This window comes from Amycolatopsis jejuensis, assembly GCF_000717335.1.
Classification (GTDB): domain Bacteria; phylum Actinomycetota; class Actinomycetes; order Mycobacteriales; family Pseudonocardiaceae; genus Amycolatopsis; species Amycolatopsis jejuensis.
In genome coordinates this window covers 138,108-161,358 of the sequence record NZ_JNYZ01000006.1, presented here as the reverse complement: position 1 = coordinate 161,358, position 23,251 = coordinate 138,108, and the positions used below count along the sequence as shown (strand labels likewise).

The 23,251-nt window shown below is 69.9% G+C and carries 20 protein-coding genes; 2 read left to right on the top strand and 18 right to left on the bottom strand.

Annotation, left to right across the window (positions count from 1 at the left end; translation table 11 throughout):
- Positions 1 to 335: 335 nt before the first annotated feature.
- The 3 genes from OO71_RS09500 to OO71_RS47230 form a co-directional block, all read right to left on the bottom strand.
- Positions 336 to 3,323 carry an amino acid adenylation domain-containing protein gene (locus tag OO71_RS09500; protein ID WP_033289306.1) on the bottom strand — a complete coding sequence of 996 codons (2,988 nt, stop codon included), beginning with the start codon at positions 3,321 to 3,323 and terminating at the stop codon, positions 336 to 338.
- A 21-nt stretch (positions 3,324 to 3,344) separates the two neighbouring features.
- Positions 3,345 to 4,310 carry an acyltransferase domain-containing protein gene (locus OO71_RS09495; protein ID WP_033289414.1) on the bottom strand — a complete coding sequence of 322 codons (966 nt, stop codon included), beginning with the start codon at positions 4,308 to 4,310 and terminating at the stop codon, positions 3,345 to 3,347.
- Between the two features lie 272 nt (positions 4,311 to 4,582).
- Positions 4,583 to 5,101, bottom strand: a complete 519-nt coding sequence (locus tag OO71_RS47230) for an SDR family NAD(P)-dependent oxidoreductase (protein ID WP_162186055.1) — start codon at positions 5,099 to 5,101, stop codon at positions 4,583 to 4,585.
- A 7-nt stretch (positions 5,102 to 5,108) separates the two neighbouring features.
- Between OO71_RS47230 and OO71_RS47225 the strand changes: the two genes are divergently transcribed.
- Positions 5,109 to 5,447, top strand: a complete 339-nt coding sequence (locus tag OO71_RS47225) for an acyl-CoA thioesterase (protein ID WP_162186054.1) — start codon at positions 5,109 to 5,111, stop codon at positions 5,445 to 5,447.
- A 41-nt stretch (positions 5,448 to 5,488) separates the two neighbouring features.
- Here OO71_RS47225 and OO71_RS09480 read toward each other — a convergent pair whose 3' ends face one another.
- The 3 genes from OO71_RS09480 to OO71_RS09470 all read right to left on the bottom strand — a co-directional run bounded on the left by OO71_RS09480 (position 5,489) and on the right by OO71_RS09470 (position 8,021).
- The gene (locus tag OO71_RS09480; RefSeq protein WP_051791376.1) at positions 5,489 to 6,178 is read right to left on the bottom strand and encodes a FadR/GntR family transcriptional regulator; all 690 of its coding nucleotides are present in this window, start codon (positions 6,176 to 6,178) and stop codon (positions 5,489 to 5,491) included.
- Positions 6,179 to 6,299: 121 nt separating this feature from the next.
- Positions 6,300 to 7,280: an AraC family transcriptional regulator gene (locus OO71_RS09475; protein ID WP_051791375.1), complete on the bottom strand. Its 981-nt coding sequence runs from the start codon at positions 7,278 to 7,280 to the stop codon at positions 6,300 to 6,302.
- A 114-nt stretch (positions 7,281 to 7,394) separates the two neighbouring features.
- Positions 7,395 to 8,021 carry an FMN-dependent NADH-azoreductase gene (locus OO71_RS09470; RefSeq protein WP_033289305.1) on the bottom strand — a complete coding sequence of 209 codons (627 nt, stop codon included), beginning with the start codon at positions 8,019 to 8,021 and terminating at the stop codon, positions 7,395 to 7,397.
- 78 nt (positions 8,022 to 8,099) lie between these two features.
- On the opposite strand from OO71_RS09470, the gene OO71_RS09465 reads away from it, so the two are divergent.
- Positions 8,100 to 8,522: a winged helix-turn-helix transcriptional regulator gene (locus OO71_RS09465; protein ID WP_033289304.1), complete on the top strand. Its 423-nt coding sequence runs from the start codon at positions 8,100 to 8,102 to the stop codon at positions 8,520 to 8,522.
- 80 nt (positions 8,523 to 8,602) lie between these two features.
- On the opposite strand, the gene OO71_RS09460 is transcribed toward OO71_RS09465, so the two are convergent.
- From OO71_RS09460 to OO71_RS09405, 12 genes are all read right to left on the bottom strand, one after another.
- Positions 8,603 to 9,274 carry a DsbA family oxidoreductase gene (locus OO71_RS09460; protein ID WP_033289303.1) on the bottom strand — a complete coding sequence of 224 codons (672 nt, stop codon included), beginning with the start codon at positions 9,272 to 9,274 and terminating at the stop codon, positions 8,603 to 8,605.
- 237 nt (positions 9,275 to 9,511) lie between these two features.
- Positions 9,512 to 10,402 (bottom strand): FAD binding domain-containing protein, encoded by an 891-nt coding sequence (locus OO71_RS09455; RefSeq protein ID WP_051791374.1) that lies wholly within the window; start codon positions 10,400 to 10,402, stop codon positions 9,512 to 9,514.
- A 23-nt stretch (positions 10,403 to 10,425) separates the two neighbouring features.
- On the bottom strand, positions 10,426 to 11,208 hold the full coding sequence (locus tag OO71_RS09450) for an SDR family NAD(P)-dependent oxidoreductase (protein ID WP_033289302.1): 783 nt from the start codon (positions 11,206 to 11,208) through the stop codon (positions 10,426 to 10,428).
- A gap of 2 nt (positions 11,209 to 11,210) precedes the next feature.
- Positions 11,211 to 12,143 carry an aminotransferase class IV gene (locus tag OO71_RS09445; RefSeq protein WP_051791373.1) on the bottom strand — a complete coding sequence of 311 codons (933 nt, stop codon included), beginning with the start codon at positions 12,141 to 12,143 and terminating at the stop codon, positions 11,211 to 11,213.
- Entirely contained in the window at positions 12,136 to 13,656 is a 1,521-nt protein-coding gene (locus OO71_RS09440; protein WP_051791372.1) for a class I adenylate-forming enzyme family protein, read from the bottom strand. Before OO71_RS09440 ends, OO71_RS09445 begins: the two co-directional genes overlap by 8 nt.
- Positions 13,657 to 13,665: 9 nt before the next feature.
- Positions 13,666 to 14,865, bottom strand: a complete 1,200-nt coding sequence (locus OO71_RS09435; RefSeq protein ID WP_084144826.1) for an NAD(P)/FAD-dependent oxidoreductase — start codon at positions 14,863 to 14,865, stop codon at positions 13,666 to 13,668.
- The gene (locus OO71_RS09430) at positions 14,855 to 15,136 is read right to left on the bottom strand and encodes a (2Fe-2S)-binding protein (RefSeq protein ID WP_033289300.1); all 282 of its coding nucleotides are present in this window, start codon (positions 15,134 to 15,136) and stop codon (positions 14,855 to 14,857) included. The genes OO71_RS09435 and OO71_RS09430 overlap by 11 nt, the downstream gene beginning before the upstream one ends.
- Entirely contained in the window at positions 15,129 to 16,436 is a 1,308-nt protein-coding gene (locus OO71_RS09425) for a (2Fe-2S)-binding protein (RefSeq protein ID WP_033289299.1), read from the bottom strand. The genes OO71_RS09430 and OO71_RS09425 overlap by 8 nt, the downstream gene beginning before the upstream one ends.
- A complete protein-coding gene (locus OO71_RS09420; protein ID WP_051791371.1) occupies positions 16,433 to 18,160 on the bottom strand; it encodes a hydantoinase B/oxoprolinase family protein in 1,728 nt (575 codons plus the stop codon). The genes OO71_RS09425 and OO71_RS09420 overlap by 4 nt, the downstream gene beginning before the upstream one ends.
- A 2-nt stretch (positions 18,161 to 18,162) precedes the next feature.
- Positions 18,163 to 20,289, bottom strand: coding sequence for a hydantoinase/oxoprolinase family protein (locus OO71_RS09415; RefSeq protein WP_051791370.1), 2,127 nt, complete (start codon positions 20,287 to 20,289; stop codon positions 18,163 to 18,165).
- A 66-nt stretch (positions 20,290 to 20,355) separates the two neighbouring features.
- Complete coding sequence (locus OO71_RS09410) at positions 20,356 to 22,629, bottom strand: xanthine dehydrogenase family protein molybdopterin-binding subunit (protein WP_051791369.1); 2,274 nt, start codon at positions 22,627 to 22,629, stop codon at positions 20,356 to 20,358.
- Positions 22,626 to 23,177 carry a (2Fe-2S)-binding protein gene (locus OO71_RS09405; RefSeq protein ID WP_245633610.1) on the bottom strand — a complete coding sequence of 184 codons (552 nt, stop codon included), beginning with the start codon at positions 23,175 to 23,177 and terminating at the stop codon, positions 22,626 to 22,628. Before OO71_RS09405 ends, OO71_RS09410 begins: the two co-directional genes overlap by 4 nt.
- Between the last annotated feature and the right edge of the window lie 74 nt (positions 23,178 to 23,251).

Genomic DNA, 23,251 nt, shown 5'->3' with positions numbered 1-23,251 from the left:
GCTTCACTCGGGAGAACCCCGCCGCACCCTGCCCCCAGGGTCGCGGACGGGGCGGCTCGATACCCGGATTCCGGGCCGCGCAACGGCCTTTCCGCTGCGCCGGCCGAGGTGATCACCGACCGGCGCACCGAAGTCCGGCCAGCATCGGAGACCTCGCGGCACCGGCCCGGTCCGGACCCGGCGGGTCCGCCGTCGTCCGGCCACCATCCTCGGCGTTCATGTCGGGCCCGCTCCCTTCCGGATTCCCGCGGTGGACCGTACGGACCGGACGGTCGATTCCGCAATGGTTTCACCGGCATTTGAGGGTTTCCGTAGATTCTTCCCGCCGCGTCGGCTCACCCGGGTACCTGGGCCACCTGAACCGTCAGGGCCATCAGGGCCAGCTCGGCGACGTGCGCCACCGTCGGCCGCCGGATGATGTCCGGCAGCTGGACCGTCAGCGCCGCTTCTCCGGCAGGCCCGACCACGGCGCGAGTCACTTCGGCGACCATCGCGATCAGGCTCAGCGAATCCCCGCCGAGTTCGTGGAAGTCGGCGTCGCGGGTGACACGGCCGGACTCGACCTGCAGCACCTCGGCCCAGATGCGCGAAACCGCGGACTCGGTCTCGTCGAGCGGCACCACGCCACCGGTTTCGCGCGGTGCACCCCCCGCCGGGTCCGGCAAAGCCGCGACCTCGACCTTGCCGTTGATCGTCCGCGGGATCTCCGCGACCTCGACGATGGCGGCGGGAATCAGGTATTCCGGCAGGGTGCGCCGCAGATGTGTTTCCAGTTCCCCGGACGGCCCTGCGGACGTGCCGGGCGCCGCGACGACGTAGCCGTACAGCGCCTTGTCCCCGCCCGGCCGCGCTCGCGGGACGACCACCGCGGCCGCCACCGAAGGATGCGTTTCCAGCGTGTGCGCGATCTCGGCCGGCTCGATCCGGTGGCCGTGCACCTTGACCTGGTCGTCGGCCCGTCCGCAGAACTCCAGCTCACCGGACGGCAGCCGGCGCACGATGTCGCCGGTGCGGTAGGCCCGGGTGCCGTCGGCGAGATGGACGAACCGCTCGCGGGTGAGGTCGGTGCGGCCCCGGTAGCCGCGCGCCAGCTGCCGCCCGCCGAGGTAGAGCTCGCCGGTCTCCCCCGGCGCGGCGAACCGGCGTTCGGCGTCGAGCACGTACATCGTGACGCCGTCGAGCGGAAGCCCGATCGGGACGCTCGCGCCGGCATCGGCAGCGGCGTCGAAAACGTGATGGCTGACCCCGATCGTCGCCTCGGCCGGTCCGTACAGGTTGAAAATCCGGCATTCCGGGCCGAACATCTCCTGCGCGCGCAGCGCGACCGAGCGGGTGAACTGCTCCCCGATGACCATCAGCGTGCGCACGCCGCCCGGCCGCAGCCCGAGCCGGGTGATCAGGTCCAGATGCGACGGGGTCAGTGCGAGCGCGGTCGCTCCGGCGTCGAACATCTCCTGGAGGCTGACATGGCTGAGCTCGTCCCGCATCAGAAGCAGGGTGCCCCCGGTGAGGAACGGGAGGATCAGAGAAATCTCGGCCACGTCGAAGGAAAGCGAGCACAGCAGCGGCAGCCGGGTACCGGGGCCGATGCCGTGTTCGCGGGTGGCCCAGCTCGCATAGTTGCTCAGGCTGCGGTGCTCGATCTCGACCCCTTTCGGCTTGCCGGTCGAGCCGGAGGTGTAGACCACGTACGCGAGATCGGAGGGCTCCGGGTACCTCGGCGGCACCGCCGGTTCCCCGGCGCGGGGCAGGTCTTCGAGAACCACCCTGGCGCAGCCGTCCGGCAGGCACGCGCGGTCCCGGTGGGATTTCCCGATCAGGCACAGCGGCGAACGCGCGTCCGCCAGCAGGCCCCGGATGCGCTCATCCGGATGTTTCGTGTCCATCGGCAGATACGCTGCGCCTGCCATCAGGACCCCCCATGCCCCGGCGACCGCCTCGCTCGAGCGATCGGCGAAAAGCCCGACGACGTCGTCCTTGCCGACCCCGCGCTCGATCAGCGCCGCCGCGACGGTTCGCGCACGGTGGTCGAGCTCGGCGTAGGTGAGGTCGCCGGAAGGGCCGCTGATCGCGAGTGCGTCCGGGTGTGCTCGCACCTGGCCGCGGAACTGCTCGACGACCCCCCGGTCCGCCGGTACCGTGCCGGGCGCTTCCGGGGCCTTGGCCGCCAAGGTGCTGTGCTTGCGGTGCGCAGCCGGGGAAAGCGCCTCGTGGAGGCGGTCGAGCAGCTGTTCGGGCTCGTCGTGCGCGCCCGGCCACCACGGCAGCGTGATTTCGGTGCGCCCGTCGCATTCGACGATGCCGACGCCGGGCGGGCTGGCTGGATCCCGTGCGCCCAGCAGGTAGACCGCGGTGGGTTCGAAGCCGGGAGTACCGAAGCTCGCCGCGTCGATCCGGCCCACGTTGCTCACGGTCGCGACGGTGGAGAAGCGCTCGTCGGCCCGGGCGCGGCGGTCCAGCCCCCGGACGATCGCGCGCAGGTAGGCCAGCGGCGCCCGGAAGATCTCGGGACCGGGCGCGTATACCGTCCCGCGGCGTTCGGCGAGCACCCGAAGCAGCTGCTGGTGGGTTTCCGGCCAGCCCTGCCCGGCCGGGATGTCGATCGCGACGGTGACCGCGAGGTTCGACGTCGAGTCCAGGTCCGGGTGGAACCCCCGCAGGTCCAGCGGGATGCTCACCGGTGCGACCTCCCGGCCGGACAGGCGCGCGAATTCGGTGGCGAGCCTTGCCACGACCGCCGGATAGGTGCCGTCGATGGTCCGGCGCGCCCACTGCCATTCCCCGGGCCGGGCCCCCCGCGGAATCGCGAGCAACGACGGCCGGGCGAGACGGCGGCCTCCGGCCACGGCAGTGTCGAGAAGGGGCTCGTCGAGGTCGAGCACAGTGCGTTCGGACTCGCGGAGGGTCAGCTGTTCGCCGCGAAGCGCGCGAAACACTTGATCAGCCCAGATTTTGACGCCGCGGGCGTCCATCACCGCGTGCGAGGCGCGAAAGACCACCGCATCTTCGAAGACGACGACCTCGCAGTACGCGCCGGCCCGAGGCAGCGGGACGGTGAGCGCCGTACGGCACAACGGCATTCCCCGCGCGGACCGGACCGGCGGCGGTGTTTGCCGGTCGGCCCACCGGCTTCCGCGGCGGACGAGCCGGGAGCCAGGACAGACCTCGCCCGCTGCCGCGACCGCCTGCCGGAGCTCGTCGGGGCCGAGCTGCCCGGTCCCTTCGATCACCAGGTTCTGCACCGGGGAAAACGTCTGGGGGAAACCGAGAAACCATCGCTCGAGCGGGGCCACGCGACGGGTGAATCGTTGTCCTCTGCCCATTTCCCGCACCTTTCCCACTGGTCACACCTCTGCCTTGCGCCGGTCCGGCCGCCACCCCGCCTGCCGGCTCACCGTTTCCGGGGTGACCGCGACGATTTCACCGAGCGACCTCGTCGCATCCAGCCGGTGGAACAAGTGGTCCGGACCGGTGACGTATACGGTTCCGACCCCCAGCCCGGCCAGCCCGGTGACCGCGGCGGGCCAGTCCACCGGACGATCGAAGCCGTCGAGAAGCAGGGTGCGCACCCCGTCCGCAGTGCGGACGACCCGGCCGTCCTGGTCGGCGACGATCGGCACCTCCGGATCGGCCACCGGGTACCCGTCGAGGACGGCAGCCGCCTTCTCCCGCAGGGCGGTGAAGCGCCGGGCATGCACGGCCGGGCGCATGGCCTGCATGACGTAGCCGCCGCTGCGGCGAACCGCCGAAACCACGTCGCCGAGGACTGCCTCGCACATCGACACCATCACGGTTCCGTTGCCCAGCTCGGCCGAGACCTCCGCCCACTCCCCGCGTTTGTCGAGATCCGCGAGCACTTCCAGCAGTGCGTCCGGCGGAACCCGGACGAAGCACTGGGTCACGAAATCGTCCGGTTCGGCCGCGAAGTACTCCTCCTCGCAGCGAGCCCAGCCGACGGTCAGCCGCACCGCCTCGGCGAAGCCGACGGCGCCCGAATAGACTGCCGCAGCACGCTGGCCGAGGCTGGGCCCGACACACACGTCCGGCCTCATCCCGTACTCGGACTCGGCCCGCTCGGCCAGTGCGAGCGAGCTCACGAGAAAGGCCACCTGCGAAAAGGGGCCGTAGTCGGCGGATTCGGCGGATTCGGCGGATTCGGCGCGGAAGGCGGGCAGCAACGGCGCACCCAGCGCGTCGTCGGCGGCCCGCAGCCAGCGGCGGACGTAACGATCGAGCACCAGGAACCGGCCGAGGTCGCCGAACTCCGCAGCCGCCATGCCGGGGAAAAGCGCCGCGGTTGCGCCGGTCATGCCCCGGCCAGCCGGATCGCGCCCCCGGGTACCTCGTGCGCCCGGCTTCCCGGTGATCTCGGCAGTGTCGCCTCCCGGACCCCTCATCAGCGCCATCGCACTACCTCTTCCCCGCCCGAGCGGTCAGCGCACCCCGGCCGGGTTGCCCGTGCCCCAGGTTCTCCCGCCGGTGACCGGGAAAACCCCAGACCTCCCGGTGCCGCGGGGTGGTCGCCATCGACCATCCCGGTCCCGTCCCGGCCAGCGGATCACCATCGCCGCGCAGGCACTCCTCAGCCGAACTCCTCCCCCAGGAACTCCGTGATCGCCGGTGGGCTCAGTAACGCCGGACGCAGCAATGTATCCAGCTGAGCCAGGGTCCACGGCTCCGCCGAAGTGAACACCTCCACCGCCCGCGGGGCCGATACCACGGCCAGCCGCCCGTTCATGCAGTGGAAGATCTGGCCGTCGGCCGGGCAGTTCTCGGTCGCCAGCCACGACACCAGCGGCGACACCGCGGACGGGCGGAGGCCGGGCAGTTCCTGTTCCCCGCCCATGCGGGTCGACGCGGAGGGGGAGATCGCGTTCGACCGGACGCCGTACGCCGCGCCTTCCAGCGAGACAACCCGGGAAAGCCCTAGTACCGCTGCCTTTGCCGCACTGTACGCGGCCTGTCCGTAGTTTCCGGCGAAACCGGCGACCGAGGTCGTGTGCACCACCGACGCCCGCACGCCGTCCCCGGATTTCGCGCGTTCACGCCAGTAGCGCAGCTTCACCGTGGAGCGCAGGCTGCTTCCCCACCAGGTCAACATGCGCGGAATGCTCAGCACGACCGCGTGCGTGCTGCTCGCCGAGGAGTGCGAGTTCGCCTTGCTCCGGTCGATCGGCGCGAGCGAGCTCGAACACCGGATCATCCGCGTCCACTTCGAAACGCAGCACCTGCGACCGGCGCTCTACGAGGACCCGGTCACGATGCACATCACGGTCAACCGCGTCGGCACGTCCTCGATCCACTACGACTTCACGATCTTCAGCCGCGGCGCAGTCGCGTCGACGGGCCGCTGGGGAGACGTCCATCTCGGCGAGACCGGGCGTCCGTCGCCGATCCCCGCCCATCTGCGCGCGGCACTGCTTACGACCGGCGACCAGCACGGGTGACGTCGGCGCACGGCGAGTCAGCCTTGTTCGGCCGGGGCAGGTCAGTCGCCCGCGTCCAGCGCGCGGATATTGCCCGCAACGCGCTCGATGTGTGCCTCCATCGCCTCGCGCGCCGCGACAGCGTCGGAGGCCGCGATGGCGTTCACCAGCAGCGCGTAATCGGCCATTGCCTGGCCAGGGTCCTCCGCACGGGCGATCTCCGTGAGCAGCAGTGTCTGGAGGGTGACGACGGTGCCCGCGAGCATCGCGTTTCCGCTTGCTTCGGCGATCTGGCGGTGGAATGCCGCGCCGGCCCGGGCGAACCGGTCCGGATCCCCCGCTGCGCCGGACATCGTGCCGCACATTTCGCGCAGCCGCCTCAGTTGTTCGGGCGACCGCCGTTCCGCCGCCAGTCCGGCGATTTCCACCGAGACCGGGCGGCGCATCTCGAGCATCTGGGCGATGTCGTGCCGGGCCAGCAGGGCGCCCCACGCGACGGTTTCGGGCAGCAGATCCGAAGTCGTGCTCACGAAATAGGTGCCGTCACCCACCCGCCGGTCCAGCAACCCCAGCACTTCGAGCGGATTGATCGCGTCGCGCACCTTCGCCCGGTGGACGCCGAGGATCTCCGAGAGCCGCCGCTCCGGCGGCAGCCGGTCCCCCGGGTGCAGCTCGCCCGACTGGAGGTAATCGATCAGCCAGCGAGCGACGACCTTGGCCGGCGCGTTGCCATGCGAAGCCGGTACGGACATCTGGTCCCCTTCGATCCCAGAGGCGCGTTCCGCTGCGGCGCGGACTGCATGGTACTCAAATTAGCGGTGGTGCCGACGCCCGTCTGACCGTTCTGCGCGCAGAGCGATCCCGATTGCGTACTCAGCTGCGCAGCGTCTCGGAGGGCAGCTCGCCGAACAGGCCGCGGTACTGCTTCGCGCCGCGGCTGTGATGCTTGATCCCGTTCTGCGCGAACACTTTCGACACCGTGGTCGTGCCGGGTGCGGCCGCGTGCAGCGCATCGTGTATCCGCTGCAGTCTCGCCCTGCGCAGCTCGTCCGTGAAGGTCGTGCCGATCGCCTGCAACCCTTGCTGGAGCATTCGCGGGCCGACGTCCACCATCCGGGCGAGTCGCTTGACCGACCAGTCTTCTCCGGGGCTGTCCTTGATCAGGCGGATGGCAGCGTTCACCTCGGGCTTCGCCGCGGGAAACACGCGCTTCCCGGGCGCCGCACTGTAGTTGTGCTGCTGCGCCGACAGGAGACTCGCCATCAGCATGTCTTCCCATGACCCGACCAGTTCGTCGCGGTCGACGAGGTTCTCCTCGTTGTCCAGTTCGGACGCCAGCATCAGGGACATCCGCCGCCAGCTCGCCGTCAGGCCGGCCGTCATGTCCATCCCCAGCCGGAAAGCCAGGGACCCGTCGTTCAGCGGATACCCGAGTTCGTCGCGCAGGCGCGCTTCGAGGGCGGCGCGATCGATCCGGATGATCAGCTGCACGCAGTCGGCCGTCCACCGCATGCGCAACGGCCGGTCGGGATGCGGAACTGCCGCCAGGCCCGGGCCGGAGTCGATTTCCTCGGTACCGGACCGGACGTGGGCATTCCCCGACAACGGCATCATGACCACGAAGAAGTCGTCGAGCCGGCCGGGATCGATCAGGACGTCGCCGCCGTACGCGACCAGATTGATCGCCAAGTTGCGCAGCCGCTTCGACCGCAGGTAAGCGTTCAGGCGGGCACCTCGGCCATACAGCACGAGGTCGTGCGGGCAGAAGATCCGGGCCACTTGCTCGCGAAACTGATCGGGATCGCGCGAACGAAACACCTCGTGCCGCCTCAGCAACGTGAAGGACTCCGTCATCGCGCTCCCCCGGCAGCCCCGCTTACCGGCGTTCGCGCTGGTCAGCCTCATCTCGAACGATACGGGAGGACCGCCGTGTCGGCAAATGCCGACACGGCGGCGACGTGCTTTTTCTCACGCGGCGGCAATCGTCGCTGCGAGGCGGCGGGCGCGGTCGTGCGCGTCGGCCATGGATGCCTTGTGCAGCGGGACGAGTTCGGCGAGAGCGGGCACGTCCGGGGCCATCGTGAGCTCCGGGACCACCGTCGCGACATCGAGCCCCAGCAGTTCCTCTTGCCCGAGCACGGCTTCGAGGGTGGGCACGACGTAGTCGAAACCGTGCCGGGGTGCGCCGGGGCCGTAACTGCCGCCGCGGGCGGAGACCAGCACCGCCGGACGGCCGGCTGCCGGGGACGGCCGGAAGGTGCGACCGGCGACGAGGATCTGGTCGAGCCAGGCCTTGAACACCGACGGCATCGACAGGTTGTACATCGGAACCGTGAACAGATAGGCGCTGGCGCCGAGGAATTCGTCGATGAGCTCGTCCTGCACTGCGGCTGCCGCAGCCTGCTCGGCCGTGTACTCGACGGGATCGAGGTCGCGGGCCGTGATGCCGGCAGCGCTGAGGTGCGGGACGGGTTCGGCGGCGAGATCGCGGTGGACGACCTTGCCGTCCCAGCCGTCGAGGAACGACTGGGCGACTTGGCGCGAGACCGAGACCTCGCCGAGCGCGGAGGAGTCGATGCGAAGCAGGTACGACATGGCGGAATTCCCTTTCGGTATGACCGGAGGTGTTACATACTGGTAGTGCTGTTACCCACCAGACAGGAGGTGAGCAGGATGGCGTCAGCTCGACAGATCAGTGGTCCGTGCCAGGCTTGGCCGCAGGACAGCGCCTTCATCCGCGAGGTGCTCGACCGCATCGGGGACAAGTGGACGGTGCTCGTCGTCGCCACCTTGCGCACCGGCCCGCTGCGCTACTCCGACCTGCAGGCGAGCATCCCGGGCATCTCCCAGCGGATGCTGACCCAGACCCTCAAGCACCTCGAGCGGGACGGGCTCATCACGCGGACCGCGTACCCCGAGGTCCCGCCGCGAGTGGAGTACGAGCTCACCGACCTGGGACGGTCCTTGCTGGGCGCGGTCACGGCCATGGCCGGCTGGGCCGCCGCGCACCACGGTGAGATCGCCGGCAACCGGGCCGCCAGCGAACGGACCGGAGTCGGCCGCGGCAAGACCTCGGTCAGTGCGCCGGCGGGCTGAACTGCCGGCGCCGCTTTCGCCGGCGTCGATGGAGCACGTGCCGGTAGCCGGATCGCACCCCGCCACGATCTCGCGCCGGCTCATGCCACCGCCCCCTCGGCCACCTGCTGCAACAGACGGCTGTAGACCGACACCTTCTGGGCACCGGGAGCGGCCACCCGCCGGTCGAGTACGACGAACGGGACCCCGGTCGCACCCAGCTCGATGCCCTCGGCGCGGTCGGCGCGCACGCGGTCGCCGTACTCGCCGCCCGCGACGATTTCACGGACCCGCCGCCCGTCCAGCCCGACCGCCTCCGCGACACCGGCGAGGGCATCCGGCTCGTGCGGGTTGAGGGTGCCGGCGAAAAAGCCGTCCTGGACGGTGGAGAAGAACGCGAACCCCAGGCCGTGGTCGTTGGCGTACTGGACCACGCGGTGCAGGTCGAAAGTGTTGGCGTTCAGGCGATTCAGCGAATACTCGAGCCCCTCCCGGCGGGCGAGGGCCTGCATCTGACGCTCGGCCCGGAAGACGTCGGCCGCGGTGCCGCCGTGGGTACGGATGAAGCTCTTCTCGTTCTCTTCCGGCTCGTGCGGCGCATCCGGGTCCAGCTGGAACGACCGCATGACGACCCGGAACCGCTCCGCATCCGGACGCTGCTCGATCGCCTCCTGGAGCCGGTGCTTTCCGACGTAGCACCAGGGACAGCCCAGGTCAGCCCACATCTCGACGACGACCTGCGGCCCCTCGGGCCGTGATGTTCGCTCACCCATCTTGCCCACCTCACTAGTAGTGCGTAACACCATCATGAGTGAGTAAGGGGGAGCTTGCAAAAGGCACTTTGAAGTGCGTCGGCACCGCTTCCCCGGCCCTGGTCGGGGTCACAGAACCCGCCGCAAGGCAGCCGCGACAACAACCGCGCGAGCGCGCACCAAGGTGGCCGTATTCGGCGGATCGTGACCGCGACGCCTTGAATTGCAGGAGGGGATGCCATCTTCTTACCGCATGAGCTATTTGCCGGAAAGCTCCCGTGGAGACTGCATCGGGGCCCGGCAGTGACCCAGCGCCCGCGATCGGGCAAGCCCCAAGACCTCACGGGTAAGCGAACGCAGCACCCGCAACCGATACGCCCTCGTGCCCCGTACATCGTCGATCGGGGAAGCTGCCGCCACGGCGCATTCGGACGCGGCAGAGAGGTCTTCGTCAGTGCAACCCGTGCCGACCAGAACCTCGGCCGCCGAAGGGGCCAGTAGCGGGGTGGGTGCCGCAGCCCCGAGGGCGATCGCCGCCGAGGTGCACGTACCGTCCACAATGGACAGCGAAGCCGCGACCCCCACGACGGCAAGATCCATTGCCCGGCGGTAGGTGAACCGCCGGTAGGCCGAGCCGCCTGGCGCCGCGGGAAGCCGGAGGGCAACCAGTACTTCGGAAGGCGTGGCGACATTACGGCCCGGGCCGGTGAAGAACTCCCGGACCGGGACGTGCCGGGTGCCCTCCGATGACCGGAGTTCGGCTACCGCGTCCAGGACCAGCAGGCCGCACAGGGTGTCGCCCGCCGGGGAGGATCGGCAGAGGTTGCCGCCCAGGGTGGCGCGGGAGCGGGTTTGCGCGGCGCCTACGATCTGTGCTCCGTCCAGGATTGCATCCGGCAAACCGACGAGCGATGCCAGCGTAGTCGCTGCGCCGACCCGGATCCCGTCATGGCCGGCCATGACTCCCTGGAGTTCGGCGACGTGTTTGACGTCGACCAGCGCCAAGGGAGTGATGGCCCCGGAAGCGCGCAGCGGGACCAGGTCGGTCCCCCCGGCCAGTGCGTACGCTCCCGGTTCGGCCATGGCACCCAGCAGCTCGGCCATGGTGGACGGCCGGCGGTACGCGAATTCCGGGACGGCAGAAGGCATCTCGGCCCCTCTCGGGAAACAGGCTAGTGCAGGAAAGAGGCGCCGGTGGCATCGATGGTGGACCCGGTGGAGTAGCGGGCCCGGCCGGTCGACAGGAACAGGATCAGCTCCGAAATGTCCTGCACCGTCCCGAACTCCCCCATCGGGATCTCCGCCATATACCGTTCCCGGCCGCCCTGGGCGTCGAATTGCGAGCGTGCCTGGTCGGTTTCGATGATCCCGCCCGAAATCAGATACGTGAGAATGTCGTTCTTCGCGAAACCGCTGGCGATCCCGCGCAGCATCGAGTTCAGCCCACCTTTGGCGGCACCGTCCTGCAGGTACTCCGGGTAGTCGCCGCGTACCGCGATCCGGCCGGTCAGCCCGATGATGACCCCCTGGCAGCCCCGGCCGAGGAAATGCTTGATCGCGAACCGCGACAGGTGCGCAGGCGCCACCAGGTTGACCCGCAGCGCCGACAGCCAATGCTCATCCCACTCGGAAGTGGGCGCGTCCAGCGGGATGGGCTCGCGCACCGACGCATTGTGGACGACCACGTCGATGCCGCCCTTCCACGACACCGCCTCCTCCCACAGCCGCTCGACATCAGACAGGTCCGCGAGGTCGGCCTGGGTGGCCGCCGCGTGCTCCTTGCCGAGTTCGGCGACCAGCTCGTCAGACCGCGAGGAGCTAGCGCGGTAGTTGAAGAAGACGTTCGCCCCCACCGCGGCGAAGTCCCGGACGGTCGCCTCGCCGATTCCCCGCGAGCCGCCGGTCACCAGTACGTTCTTGCCCCGCAGTTCCGGGTACCGCAGATCATCGGTCATGGCTACGCTCCTTCGCTGGCCAGCTGCGGCTCGAGCTCGCCTCGCCGCAGCAGTTCGGTGTACGCGTCCCTCAGCCGTTTGGTCACCGGCCCGGCAGTGCCGTCGCCGATCTGCCGACCGTCGATCGTCTCGACGAACGTGACCCCGGTCCCGGTGCCCACGATGAAGACCTCTTCCGCGGTGAAGAGATCGTAGGCGGCCATCACCCGCTGGACGACCGTCAGCTCCGGCCCGGTGGCGCCCTCGGCGATCAGCCGCAGCACGGTCGCCCGGGTGATCCCCGCGAGGATCCCGTTCGACGGCGGCGTGGACAGGACGTCCCCGTGCCTGGCGAAGATGTTCGCCACCGGCAGCTCCGCGACGTTCCCGTCGAGGTCGAGCAGGATCGCGTCGTCGGCGCCCGCGGCGATCGCCTCGAGTTTCGCGACGATGTGGTTGAGGTAGTTGTTCGACTTAACCCGCGGTTCGAGGCAGATCGCCGGGGTCCGCCGGGTGGACGCGATCGCCAGCTTCACCCCGACCTCGGGCGGCCGGACCACCGCAGGCGCGCCCTGGACGGAGATGACCAGCGTGGGGTTGACCGCCTTCCGCGGGTCGGACACCGGATACCCCTCGCCCCTGCTGATCACCACCCGGACGTAACCTTCGGAAAGCTCGTTGCGCCGCAACAGTTCCGTGATGAACCCGGCGATCTGCTCCTGGTCGTACGGCGGCGTGATCTGCAGGTACTGGCAGGACGCCCAGAGCCGGTCGAGGTGCGGGCGCAACGCGAACAACCGGCCGCCGCGGCACACGATCGACTCGAACACCCCGTCACCGTAGAGGAAACTGTGGTCGAAGATGGAAACGGAGGCGGTGGCGGCGGGCACGAACTCCCCGTCCACACAGGCGAACCCCCGTTTGTACGGGGCGATCTCGGGGACCTTTTCAGACATCGGACAGTTCTCCTCGGTTGTCCTGGCCGGGCACCAGCTCCGGCCGCGAGACCTTGCCGTAGGCGTTGCGCGGCAGCGTGGCCCGGAACTCGATCCGGCGGGGTTTCTGGTACCCCAGCTCGGTTTTCGCGTAGGCGATGATCTCCTCGGCGGTCGCGTCCCGCCCGGGGCGCAGGCTCACGAACGCGGCCACCTCCTGGCCGAGCGTGTCGTGCGGCACGCCGATGACGGCCGAATCCAGAATCGCCGGATGCCGGTTGAGCACGTCCTCGACGACGCGCGGCGCGATGTTGAACCCGCCGCTGATGATCATTTCGTCAGTGCGCCCGAGCAGGTAGACGTACCCGCGGTCGTCCGTTTCGGCCAGGTCGCGGGTGTGCAGGTAGCCGTTCCGCAGCACCTGGGCGGTGAGCTCCGGCTGCTTCCAGTACCCGGCCATCAGGTGCGGTCCGCGCACGATCACCTCACCGGGTTCCCCGGGCGCGACGTCCCGGCCCGCCGGGTCGACCACCCGCACCTCGGCGCCGCGCCACGGCCGTCCGGCCGACGACAGCAACCGGCCACCCGCGAGATGGTCCCGTTCGTCGAGCACGGTGATGCACATCGGCGCTTCGGCCTGGCCGTACAGCTGGGCGAAGACTCCGCCGAACGTGTCCATCAGGTCGCCGAGCTGCTGCGCGGGCATCGGGGACGCACCGTAGATGATCTTCTTCAGTGCAGGCAGGTCGGGTGCGCTGACCCCGGCGGACAGCATCTGCAGCAGCATCGTCGGCACCACCTTGAGGGTCTGCGCGCCGTGCCGGGCGGTCAGTTCGAGGCAACCGGCCGGATCGAACCGCTCCATCACGATGCAGGTCGCGCCGCTCAGGAACCAGGGCAGCAGGAAGAATCCGCCGCCGTGGCTGAGCGGCTGGGTGAGCACGATCTTGTCCCCCGCGTGCACCGGCCCGAACTCCAGCAGCAGATGGTGCGCCACCGCCAGATACGCGGCGTGGGTGAGCATCACGCCCTTCGGCCGTCCGGTCGTACCCGAGGTGTAGAAGAGGCAGTACAGCGAGTCCGGCGCCGGATCGGCGGCAGGCGGCTCGTCCGGCGCCGCCGCCAGTGCGGCATCGTAGTCATTGTCGCCACCACCGAGACACAACACCGCCCGTACGTCGTTGGCGGCCAGGATTTCCCCTGCCACGTCAGCAAATCTCTCGGCGTAGATCAGCGCGGTCGCACCCGAGTCGGACAGGACGGTGAGCTGCTGTCCGGCCGGAGCGCGGACGTTCAGCGACACCCGCACGTACCCGGCCAACGCCAGCGCCAGGTCGAGTTCGAGGTACTCCGGGCAGTTGTGCAGCAGTACCGCAATCCGGTCCCCGGGACGGCAGCCCCGCGCGGCGAGCGCGTTCGCCAGCCGTTTGGCCCGTTCGTGGACCTCCGCGTATGTCCGCGTGACGCCGCCGCAGATCACCGCGGGGCGGTCGCCGTGCATGCGCACGGTCCGCTCGATCAGGTGCCGGTACATGGTGCCCCCTCAAGCCCGGGTCTCGCCCGCGGCGTCCACCACGAGCAGCCCGTCGTCCAGCCGCTCCCCGGCGGCGAACCGGCTGAAGTGGAACGGTTTCAGGCGCCGGTCCAGCACCCCGGTGTTCAGGTACTCGGCGAGCAGCGGTCCGGTGCCGACCGACACCATGTAGCCCTCGCCGCCCCATCCGCAGTCCAGGAAGAACCCCGGGCGTTCCTCGGTCTCCCCGACCAGCCCGGCGCCGTCCGGCGTCATGTCGATCAGCCCGGCCCACGACCGCAGGATGTTCACCCCGCGCAGTGCGGGAAACAGCCGCGCGAGGACTGCCGCCGACTGCCGCAGCGCCGCGTAGCTGGTAGCCAGCCTCGGCGTGCCGACGTGCCCGGTGGGCTCGGCGCCGCCGACGAACTCCCCGCGGGACGTCTGCATGAGGTACGCCTGGTCCTCGATCACCGAGACGATCGGATCGAGGTAAGCCCGGTACGGCTCGGTCACGAACATCTCCAGCGCCAGCTTCCGGATGGGGAGCGTGACCCCGGCCATCTCCGCGACCTCCGCCGAGCCGGAACCCGCGCAGTCGACCACCATCCCGGCAGCGACCGACCCACGATCGGTCACGACCCGGTTCACCCTCCCGCCGATCACCTGCATCCCGGTCACCGCGGTTTCCGTGTGCACCGCGACCCCGAGGCGGGCGGCTGCCCGGGCGTAACCCCACACCAGCGCGTCGTGCCGTGAGATGCAGGCCGTCGGATCGTGGACGGCGCCGAGCATTCCCTCGGTGTCCAGCTGTGGCACGGCATTCGCGAGCTCCGCGCGGCTGACGATCCGGGTGGGAATGCCCAGCGAGTTCTGCATAGCCACCGCTTCGCGAGCGACCGCGATCGACTGTTCACTGTGGATGCACAGGTACGAACCACGCTCGGTCAGCATGACGTTGTAGTCCAGCTCCACCGAGATCCGGCTCCAGATCTGGCGGCAGTACCACACCAGTTCCGCCCACGCGCGTTGCTGCCAGGAACTGCGGATCAGCGACAAATTGCGTCCGCTCGCGCCCGCGCCGAGGTACGACCGCTCGAACACCGCGATGTTCTTGCGCCCGGACTTCGCCAGGTGGTACGCGAGCGACAGGCCGTGCACCCCACCGCCGATGATCGCGATCTCGCAGTCGCGCAACGGTTTCGCGCCCGGAAGGATCCTAGGAGGCATCAGCACCTCCCAGACCGGCCAGGATCCCCAGCCGGATCGGATGCGCCGGGGGCCGCAGCGTCGGGCGGCGCAGAGACTCCGGGTCGACGCCGGTCTTGTCCGCCAGCCGCGCCAGTATCGTGTCCATACAGGACTTTCCCTGGCACGGTCCCATGAAGCTCGCGGTGTAGCGCTTGAGTGTCTCGGCGTCGGTGAACCCCTCCGCCACCGCCCGGTCGAGATCCTGCTCGGTGATGTCGAGACACAGGCAGAGCACGGTTTTGTCAGCCATGGTTTCCTCCCCCGGTGTGCTGCGCGGCGGCCCAAGCGCCCGCCAGCGAGCCCTCGGTGAAGGCCGCGTCCGCATCCATCGTCCCGGCCACCGCACCGACCCCTTGCAACACCGGCAGCGGCGCGTTTTCCCATCCGGCCGGGTCGATCCGGGTCGCACGCTCCCCGTGTACCACCGCGTCGCCGACGCTGGTCACCGTGTACCGCAATTCGTCGGCCCGCTGCCACCCGCCGCTCATCCCGACGACATCGCACGCGATGGTCCGCTGGCCGATAGCCACGCCGGTGATCCGCCGACGGCCGCGGACCCCGGTGACGCGCGCGCCGGTCAGCACCTCGATCCCCTCCGGCAAGGCCACCGCGGGGCCGGGCCGACTGTCCACAATGGCCTGAATGCGCAGCCCGGCGCGCTGCAGATCGACGGCCAGCCGGTACGCCGTGTCGTCCTCGGCCACCAGCACGGCGCGCGCGCCGGTGAGCACCCCGTCCTCGCACACCAGCCGATGCAGGCCGCTGGTGAGCAGCACCCCAGGCCGGTCGTTGCCGGGGAAAGCCACCGCGCGCTCGTACGCCCCGGTGGCCAGCACGCTGGCCGTGGCGGTCACCTCCAGCGCCCGGTCGCCCCGGTCGATCACGTACTGGTCGCCGAACCCGGCGACCACCGTTCCCGGCGCTACCACGGTGACGTTCTCGGCGCTGCGCACGAACTCCGTTGCCTGAAGCAGATCCGCACTGGCGACGGCAGGAGCCGCCGAACCACCCAGCCGAGGCCGCCGTCCGGCCAGCACAACGCGCAGCCCGCTCCGCGCCGCCGTGGCCGCCGCTGCGATCCCGGCGGGACCGGCCCCGACCACCAGCAGGTCGGCGCGTAGCCGCTCGCCCGCGGGGATGTCGAACGGAGCCGGGATCTCGGTCTCCGCGGCGAGTTTGCGCAGCTGGTTCTCCCACAGCCGCCACGCCGCGTTCTGCCGTTTGAACCAGCGGTACTGGAAGCCCACCGGGAAGAACTTCCCGATGACGCCGAGCGACCGGTACACATCGAACCGCTTGCCCGCGGATCCTTCCGTCTCCACCCGCATGCCAGGCCCGGCGGGAACCAGACACGACCGGACATGCGGCACACCGTCCACTCGTACCAGGCAGTTCGGGCAGTGCCCGTGTGCACAGTAGACCCCGCGCGGCCGACGGTACTTGGAGCTGCGGCTCAGTTCCTCCTGTCCGCACGCCAGCAGAGCACCGGCGACCGACTGCCCCTCGCCCGCGGTCATCTTCTTGCCATTGAAGGAAAACTCGACGGTCATCGCGCCGACTCCCGGCGCCGGACCCGCAGGTCTCGCGTCGCAGCCTCGTCGACGGCACCAGCGTCGTCCACGACCACCCCGTAGGATTCCGCCGCCTTCGCGGTGGTCAGCAACCCGGCGACCACGTCGGCCGACACCCGTTCGGTTGCGCGATCCAGCGGGTCACCGTAGCCACCACCGCCGGAGAGCCACGTGCTGACGACGTCGCCGTGGTCGAGCTGATACGTGCCCTTGGACGCGAGGACGACCGGCTCCGGCGCGTCGGCGTTGAGCACCGTCCTGCCGACCGCACCGGGCGCCCCGCCGAGAATCCCGGGCGGTGCGAACCGCTGGCGGTCGGTGAGGTTGGAAAACATCATGTGCTCGCCCAGCATCGCGACGTCCTTGCGGATGCCGTGTCCGCCCCGGTTGCGCCCGGCGCCTGCCGAATCGGGGATCAGCTCGAGCCGTTCGACCCGCACCGGGTACGAGTTTTCGTTGACCTCCACCGGAATGCCGTCGATGTTGAAGGCGCTCGGCGTGGCCTCCATCCCGTCGGACTCCGGCCGCCCGCCGAACCCGCCGATGACGATGTCGTAGTGCACGAACCGGCGTCCGGTGCGCGGGTCGGACCCGCCGAGGTTCGGGTTGGCCCAGTGCGAGCTGGCCGCGATGACGCGGTCCGGGAGCACTTCGGAAAACGCCAGCATCAGCACGTCGACGAACCGCTGCTGCATGATCGCCCGCGCGCCGGACCCGGCCGGCGGCTGCGCGTTGACCACCGAACCCGGCTCCGCGACAAAGGTGATCGGCCGCAGGCAGCCGCCGTTCTGCGGCACGGATGCCCCGCTGGTGATGCATTTGACCGTGTAGTAACAGAATGCGCGGACATAGGTGAGCACCGCATTGATGCCCGAGCGGGTCTGCGGGCTGGAACCGGTGAAGTCGATGGTGACCGCACCGCCGTCCACGGTGACCGCGACCTCGATTCGCAGCGGGTCGGTGCCCGGGCCGTAGTCGTCGAAGTAGTCGACCGCGTGGTAGGTGCCGTCCGGCATCTCGCCGATCGCGGCCCGCATCGCCGCCTCCGACCGGTCGAGGATCTCGTCGCACGCCTCGTCGTAGCGCTCGATCCCGTACTTGCCGATCAGCTCGGCCAGCCGCTGCTCCACGATCCGGTTGCAGTTGCGCATGGCCATCAGGTCACCGAGCAGCTTGTCCGGGACGCGGACGTTCGCCTCGATGATCCGCAGGACCTCCTTGTTCGGCTCGCCCTCGCGCCACACCCGGGTGGGCCACAGCCGCAGCCCTTCCTGGAACTGGTCGTTGATCCCTTCGACCTGCTGCGACCCGGGGGCCGCGCCGCCGACGTCGATCATGTGCGTGCAGTTCACCGCGTACCCGACGAGGGTGCCGTCGAGGAAACACGGGCTGAGCATGAAGAAGTCCGGCAGGTGCCCGGATCCCATCCACGGGTCGTTGAGGATCAGGCAATCCCCGGGGCGCAGCTCGCCTGCGTCGTAGTACTCCAGGAAATGCGTGATGGCCGACGGCATCGAGCCGAGGTGCCCCGGGCTGAAGTCGCCCTGCACGATCATCCGGCCGCGCCGGTCGAACAGCCCGACCGAAAAGTCGCGGCCCTCGCGGACCGCCTCCGAGTACGCCGTGCGGCGCAGTACCACCCCGGCGTCGTTGGTGAGCGCGACCAGGCCGCGCCACATCACCCCGAGCGTCAACGGGTCCACGGTCAGCCCCTTCCTTCGGCGTGGCCGCCGATCCGGGCGAGCACGTTCCGGTGATCGTCCACAGTGGCCTCGTCGCCGGGGAGCAGCAGGATCGCGCACTGGCCGTCCTCGACCACCGCGGGACCTTCGATCCGCGTCCCGGCAGGCAGATCGTCCCGCCGGTACACCGGGCAGTCCGCATATCCGGAGAGTTCCGGGAAATAGACCGGACGGCTCGCGGTCTCGCCACCGGTCGCGGTGTTGGGCGGCAGGTCGAACGCGGCAGGGGGCGCGGTGCCCACCACCGTGATCGAGGTGATCTGTGCTTGCGCATCCGGATAGGAGTAGCCGTACATCCCGGCGTAGTCCGCCTCGAAGCGTTCCCGCAAAGCACCGGCCAGCTCGTCCTCCGCACAGCGCGGAACCTCGACCTCGACAACGTGGCCCTGTCCGACGTACTGCATGTCCGCCCGGTACACAATGGACCGCTGCGCGCCGGGTGCGACGTTGTCCAGCAGGTGGTTCACCTCTGCCGCCAGCTCGGCCAGTTCGGCGGTGAGCCGGGCCGCGACCCCCTCGTCGTCCAGCAATGACACGAACGTCCGCGGCAGGTCCACCCGGGGCGCGGCCTGCAGCAGCCCGACGGCCGACGCGATCCCGGCCGCCGCGGGGAAGATCACTTCGCCGATCCCGAGATTGCGAGCCAGCCGCGACGCGTGGGTCGGTCCGGCTCCGCCGAAGGCGACCAGCGTCAGGTCCCGCGGGTCCCGGCCGCGCTCGATGGACACCGCGCGGATCGCGTGCTCCATGTTGCTGGTGACCGCTTCGTGAACCCCCCAAGCCGCCCCGCCGTCGTCGAGGCCGAGCGGGGTGCCGATCTCCCGGCCGATCACGGCGCGGGCGCCCTCGACGTCCAGGCTCATCCGGCCGCCCAGGAAGAAGTCCGGGTTGAGATAGCCGAGGACGACGTTGGCGTCGGTCACCGTCGGACGGGTTCCGCCCCCGCCGTAACAGATCGGCCCCGGTTCGGCGCCGGCGCTTTCCGGCCCCACCTCGACGATTCCCAGTCCCACCCGCGCAATGCTGCCGCCGCCCGCCCCGATCTCGATGAGATCGACCGACGGGGTCACCACCGGCAGCCCGGTACCGACCCGCATCAAGGTCTGGTCCACATCGAAGACGCGCTCCATCTTCGGTTCGCCGCCTTCGATGAGACACGCCTTCGCGGTGGTCCCGCCCATGTCGAAGGCGACCAGGTCACCACGCCCGTGCGCCCGCCCGATCCACGCGGCCATGGACACGCCCGCGGCCGGGCCCGATTCGAGTGCCCGGATCGGCAGCCGGACCACCTCGGCCGGGGTGCTCAAGCCGCCGTTGCCCTGGTTGATGAACACCTGGCCGGTGAACCCGCGGCCGGCCAGCGCTCCCTGCAGCGAATCGAGGTAGTGCCGGAACGCGGGCTGGATGTACGCGTTGACCACGGTCGTGCTGGTGCGCTCGTACTCGCCGATGATCGGCGCCACCTCATGGGAAAGGGAAAGCGACGCTTCGGGAAGCACTTGCGAGACGAGCTTGCCGACGCGCGTCTCGTGATCACTGGCCGCGTAGGAGTGCAGCAGCGACACAGCGACGGCTTCGATTCCCTTGTCCCGCAGGCCTTCGAGCGCGCTCCGCAGCTCGTTCTCGTCCAGTTCGCGGACGACGGTCCCGTCGTGGGCGAGGCGTTCCCGGACCGGGACCACCCGATGGCGGGGAACGAGTGGCTCGTGCTTGTCGAACCACAGGTCGTAAGTGCTGTACCGGGCCGGGCGCTGCATGATCAGCAGGTCGCGGAAGCCCTCGGTCACGAGCAGCGCGGTCTCGGCGCCCTTCCGCTCGATCACGGTGTTCGCGCCGATCGTCGTCCCGTGCACGACCTGCCCGACGTCCGCGAGCGAGGCACCGGCCAGCCGGAGCACGTCCTCGATTCCGGCCAGCGCGCCGACCGACGGGTCCGCCCCGGTGGACAGCCGCTTCCAGACGTGCAGCTCACCGGTTTCGGCGTCGTGCAAGGCGAAATCCGTGAACGTGCCGCCGATGTCGAAACCGATGCGGTACCGCTTGCGCGGCCCCGGCGACGGGTGAGGGCCTTCCGGAGTCAACGACGTCACCTCCTCCCTGAGTCACTACCTGCAATATTTATGGAGTTGGGGAATGGTTGGGGTCGGGCGCCCGGGTCATGACTGCCCGGCCGCTTCGAGACTGTCGAGGAAATCGGCGATCCGGATCGGGTCCATCGGCAGGACATGCGGTGTGGCACCGAGAATGTCGCGCAATGCGGCACCGACGGCGGCAGCCGGAACGATCACCGGTGCCTCCCCGACCCCCTTGGCCCCGCGGGGGCCGGTCGCGCCGGGATACCCGGCCACGAACACCGTCTCGATCTCCCGGGGAACGTCCGCGATGGTCGGCAGCCGGTAGTCGACGAGGTCGGCGTTGCGGACGATGCCGTCGGCACCGACGTCGAGCACTTCGCTCAGCGCGTAACCCAAGCCCTGCACCACCCCTCCCTCCACCTGGCCGCGGGCGCCCGCCGGGTTGAGCACGGTGCCGATGTCGTGCACCGCGAGATACCGCAGCACCTCGATGCGCCCGGTTTCGCAGTCCAGTTCGATTTCGGCGGCATGGCAGTGAAAAGTGGCCTCGTTGAACGCGTCGAACGGCAGGCCGTCGAGCTGCGCACCCACCAGCGGGGTCCGCGCGGCGCGGAATCGTCCGGACGCGACCACCGGGCCGGTGCGGTTGATCGCACCGGTCACCACGTCCGCGAGCGCGACCGAAGCCTGCGGCAGGCCGCGGACGCTGAGCCGCCCGTCGGCGAGCACCAGATCCTCCGGCGCGGTTTCCAGCTGTTCGGCGGCTTCCTCCCGCAACTGCCGGGCGACCGCCTCCGCCGCCTCGAGCGCCGCATTGCCGACGCCGTAAAGACTGCGGCTGCCTTTGGAACCCGAGTCGTACGGACCTTCCGCGGTGCTGCCCGCACGCACGGTGACCTGGTCGTACGACAGGCCGAGCACATCGGCGACCAATGCGGCGACCCCGACCACGATCGCGCCGGTCCCGATCTCCGTTCCGCCGGTCAGCACCGTCGCGGTACCGTCTTCGTTCATCGTCACCGTGGCGCCCGCCGGAGCGCCGGAGGTCAGCCACCACGCGCACGCAAGGCCGTATCCACGACGCCGTCCGGGCTGGACTGATGGTGCTTCGCGGCGCCATTCCGCCAGCCGTTCGGCCGCAACGTCAAGACACTCGCCCATTGCGACGTCGGGCAGAAGTTCCCCGGACGGGCCACGATCGCCTGCATGCAACAGGTTTCGGCGGCGCAGCTCCACCGGACTGAGCCCGGCCGCGGCCGCGATCTCGTCCATGTGCGTTTCCACCGCGTAGGTCAGCTGCGGTCCGGACGGGCCACGGAAGGACCCGGTAGGGCAGGTGTTCGTGGCCACCGGAACCGCGGTCAGGTCGACCGCGTCCACCCGGTACGGCCCGGTCCCTTGCAGTGCCGCGATCGAGGCGATCATCGGAGTGTCGAAGGCGTAGGCGCCGGAATCGAGGTAGACCAGCGCGCGGCGGGCGTGGATCCGGCCCTCCTGATCGACAGCGCTGGTCAGCTCCACCACGGAATTCTCCCGCGGGTTGCCGGCCCGCATGTCTTCCTCGCGCGAGCACACCACCCGCACCGGACGGCCGGTCGCGAGGCACATCACCGCTGCCAGCGGCGCGAGCCCGAGGTGGAGCTTCCCGCCGAAGCCACCGCCCAACGCGGGTACTCGCACGGAAATCTTCGACATCGGCAGGTCCAGCAGAGCGGCCAGCCCTTGCCGGACCACGAACGGCGCCTGCGACGAGGTGGTCACCGCGATTCCGCCCATGCCATCAGGTTCGGCGAGGGTGGCTCGCGGTTCGAGGTAGCCCTGGTGGACGCGATGCGATTCGATCCGGGTGGTCACCACGAACGCCGCATCCCGGAGGCACGCATCCACGTCGCCGCGCCGGATTCGCGCGGGTGACAGGCAATTCGGCTGCCCGTCGTGCACCGGCCAGCTGTCCTCGCGCAGCGCTTCGTCCACTGTGGTCGTTGCGGGCAGCGGGTCGAGCTCCAGCCCGACGAGTGCGGCGGCCCGGTCGGCCGCGGCCTTGTTCTCCGCCGCCACCAGCACAATCGGCTCCCCGGCGAATCGCACGACCTCGCGAGCCAGCACCGGCTGGTCGCGAACCACCGTGCCCCACCGCCGATCCGGCAGATCGGCGGCGGTCAGCACCCGCACAACCCCGGCGGCTTTCCCGGCCGCCGCGGTGTCGACAGCCAGGATGCGCGCGGACGCGACCGGCGACCGGACGACGGCACAGTGCAGCAGGCCGTCCGGACGGAAATCCTCGGTATAGCGGGCAAGTCCACTCGCTTTGGCGGCCGAATCGGGCCGGGGCAGTTCCGCACCGAGCACCGTCATCCCGCCTCCCGCTCATCGGCGAGCCGCCCCGCAGCGGCTTCCACGGCCCGCACGATCGCGAGATAACCGGTGCAGCGGCACAGATTCCCGCTCAGCGCGGTCTCGATCCCGGCCCGATCCGGCGCCGGGTCCGCCTCGAGCAGCGACACCGCCATGACGAGCAAGCCCGACGTGCAGATCCCGCACTGCACAGCGCCCGCCGCGGCGAGTTCTTCGGCGAGCACCTGCCCGGTACCGCTGTGCGAAACCCCTTCGACCGTCTGCACTTCACTCCCGGCGCACTCGACCGCGTAGACGAGGCAGGAGTTCACCGGACTTCCGTCGAGCAGCACCGTGCAGGCACCGCAATCGCCGGTGCCGCAGCCGATTTTGGTCCCGGTCAGCCCGAGGTCCTCCCGCAGCACGTCGGCCAGCACCCGGTCCCCGGCCTGGTCCAGCCGGAATTCCGCGCCATTGCACCGGAATCCGGCCATCGCGGCATCGCAGACGTCTGGCAACGCACTCCCCTGTCTCCTCGTCGAGCAGGTCTCGGCCGCACGGGCCAACATTCTATAAATTATATTCCTGAGGGTAAGCGGCTCGCCGCGGCAAAGTCAATGGCTCACGGTGACCCGTCAGCCGC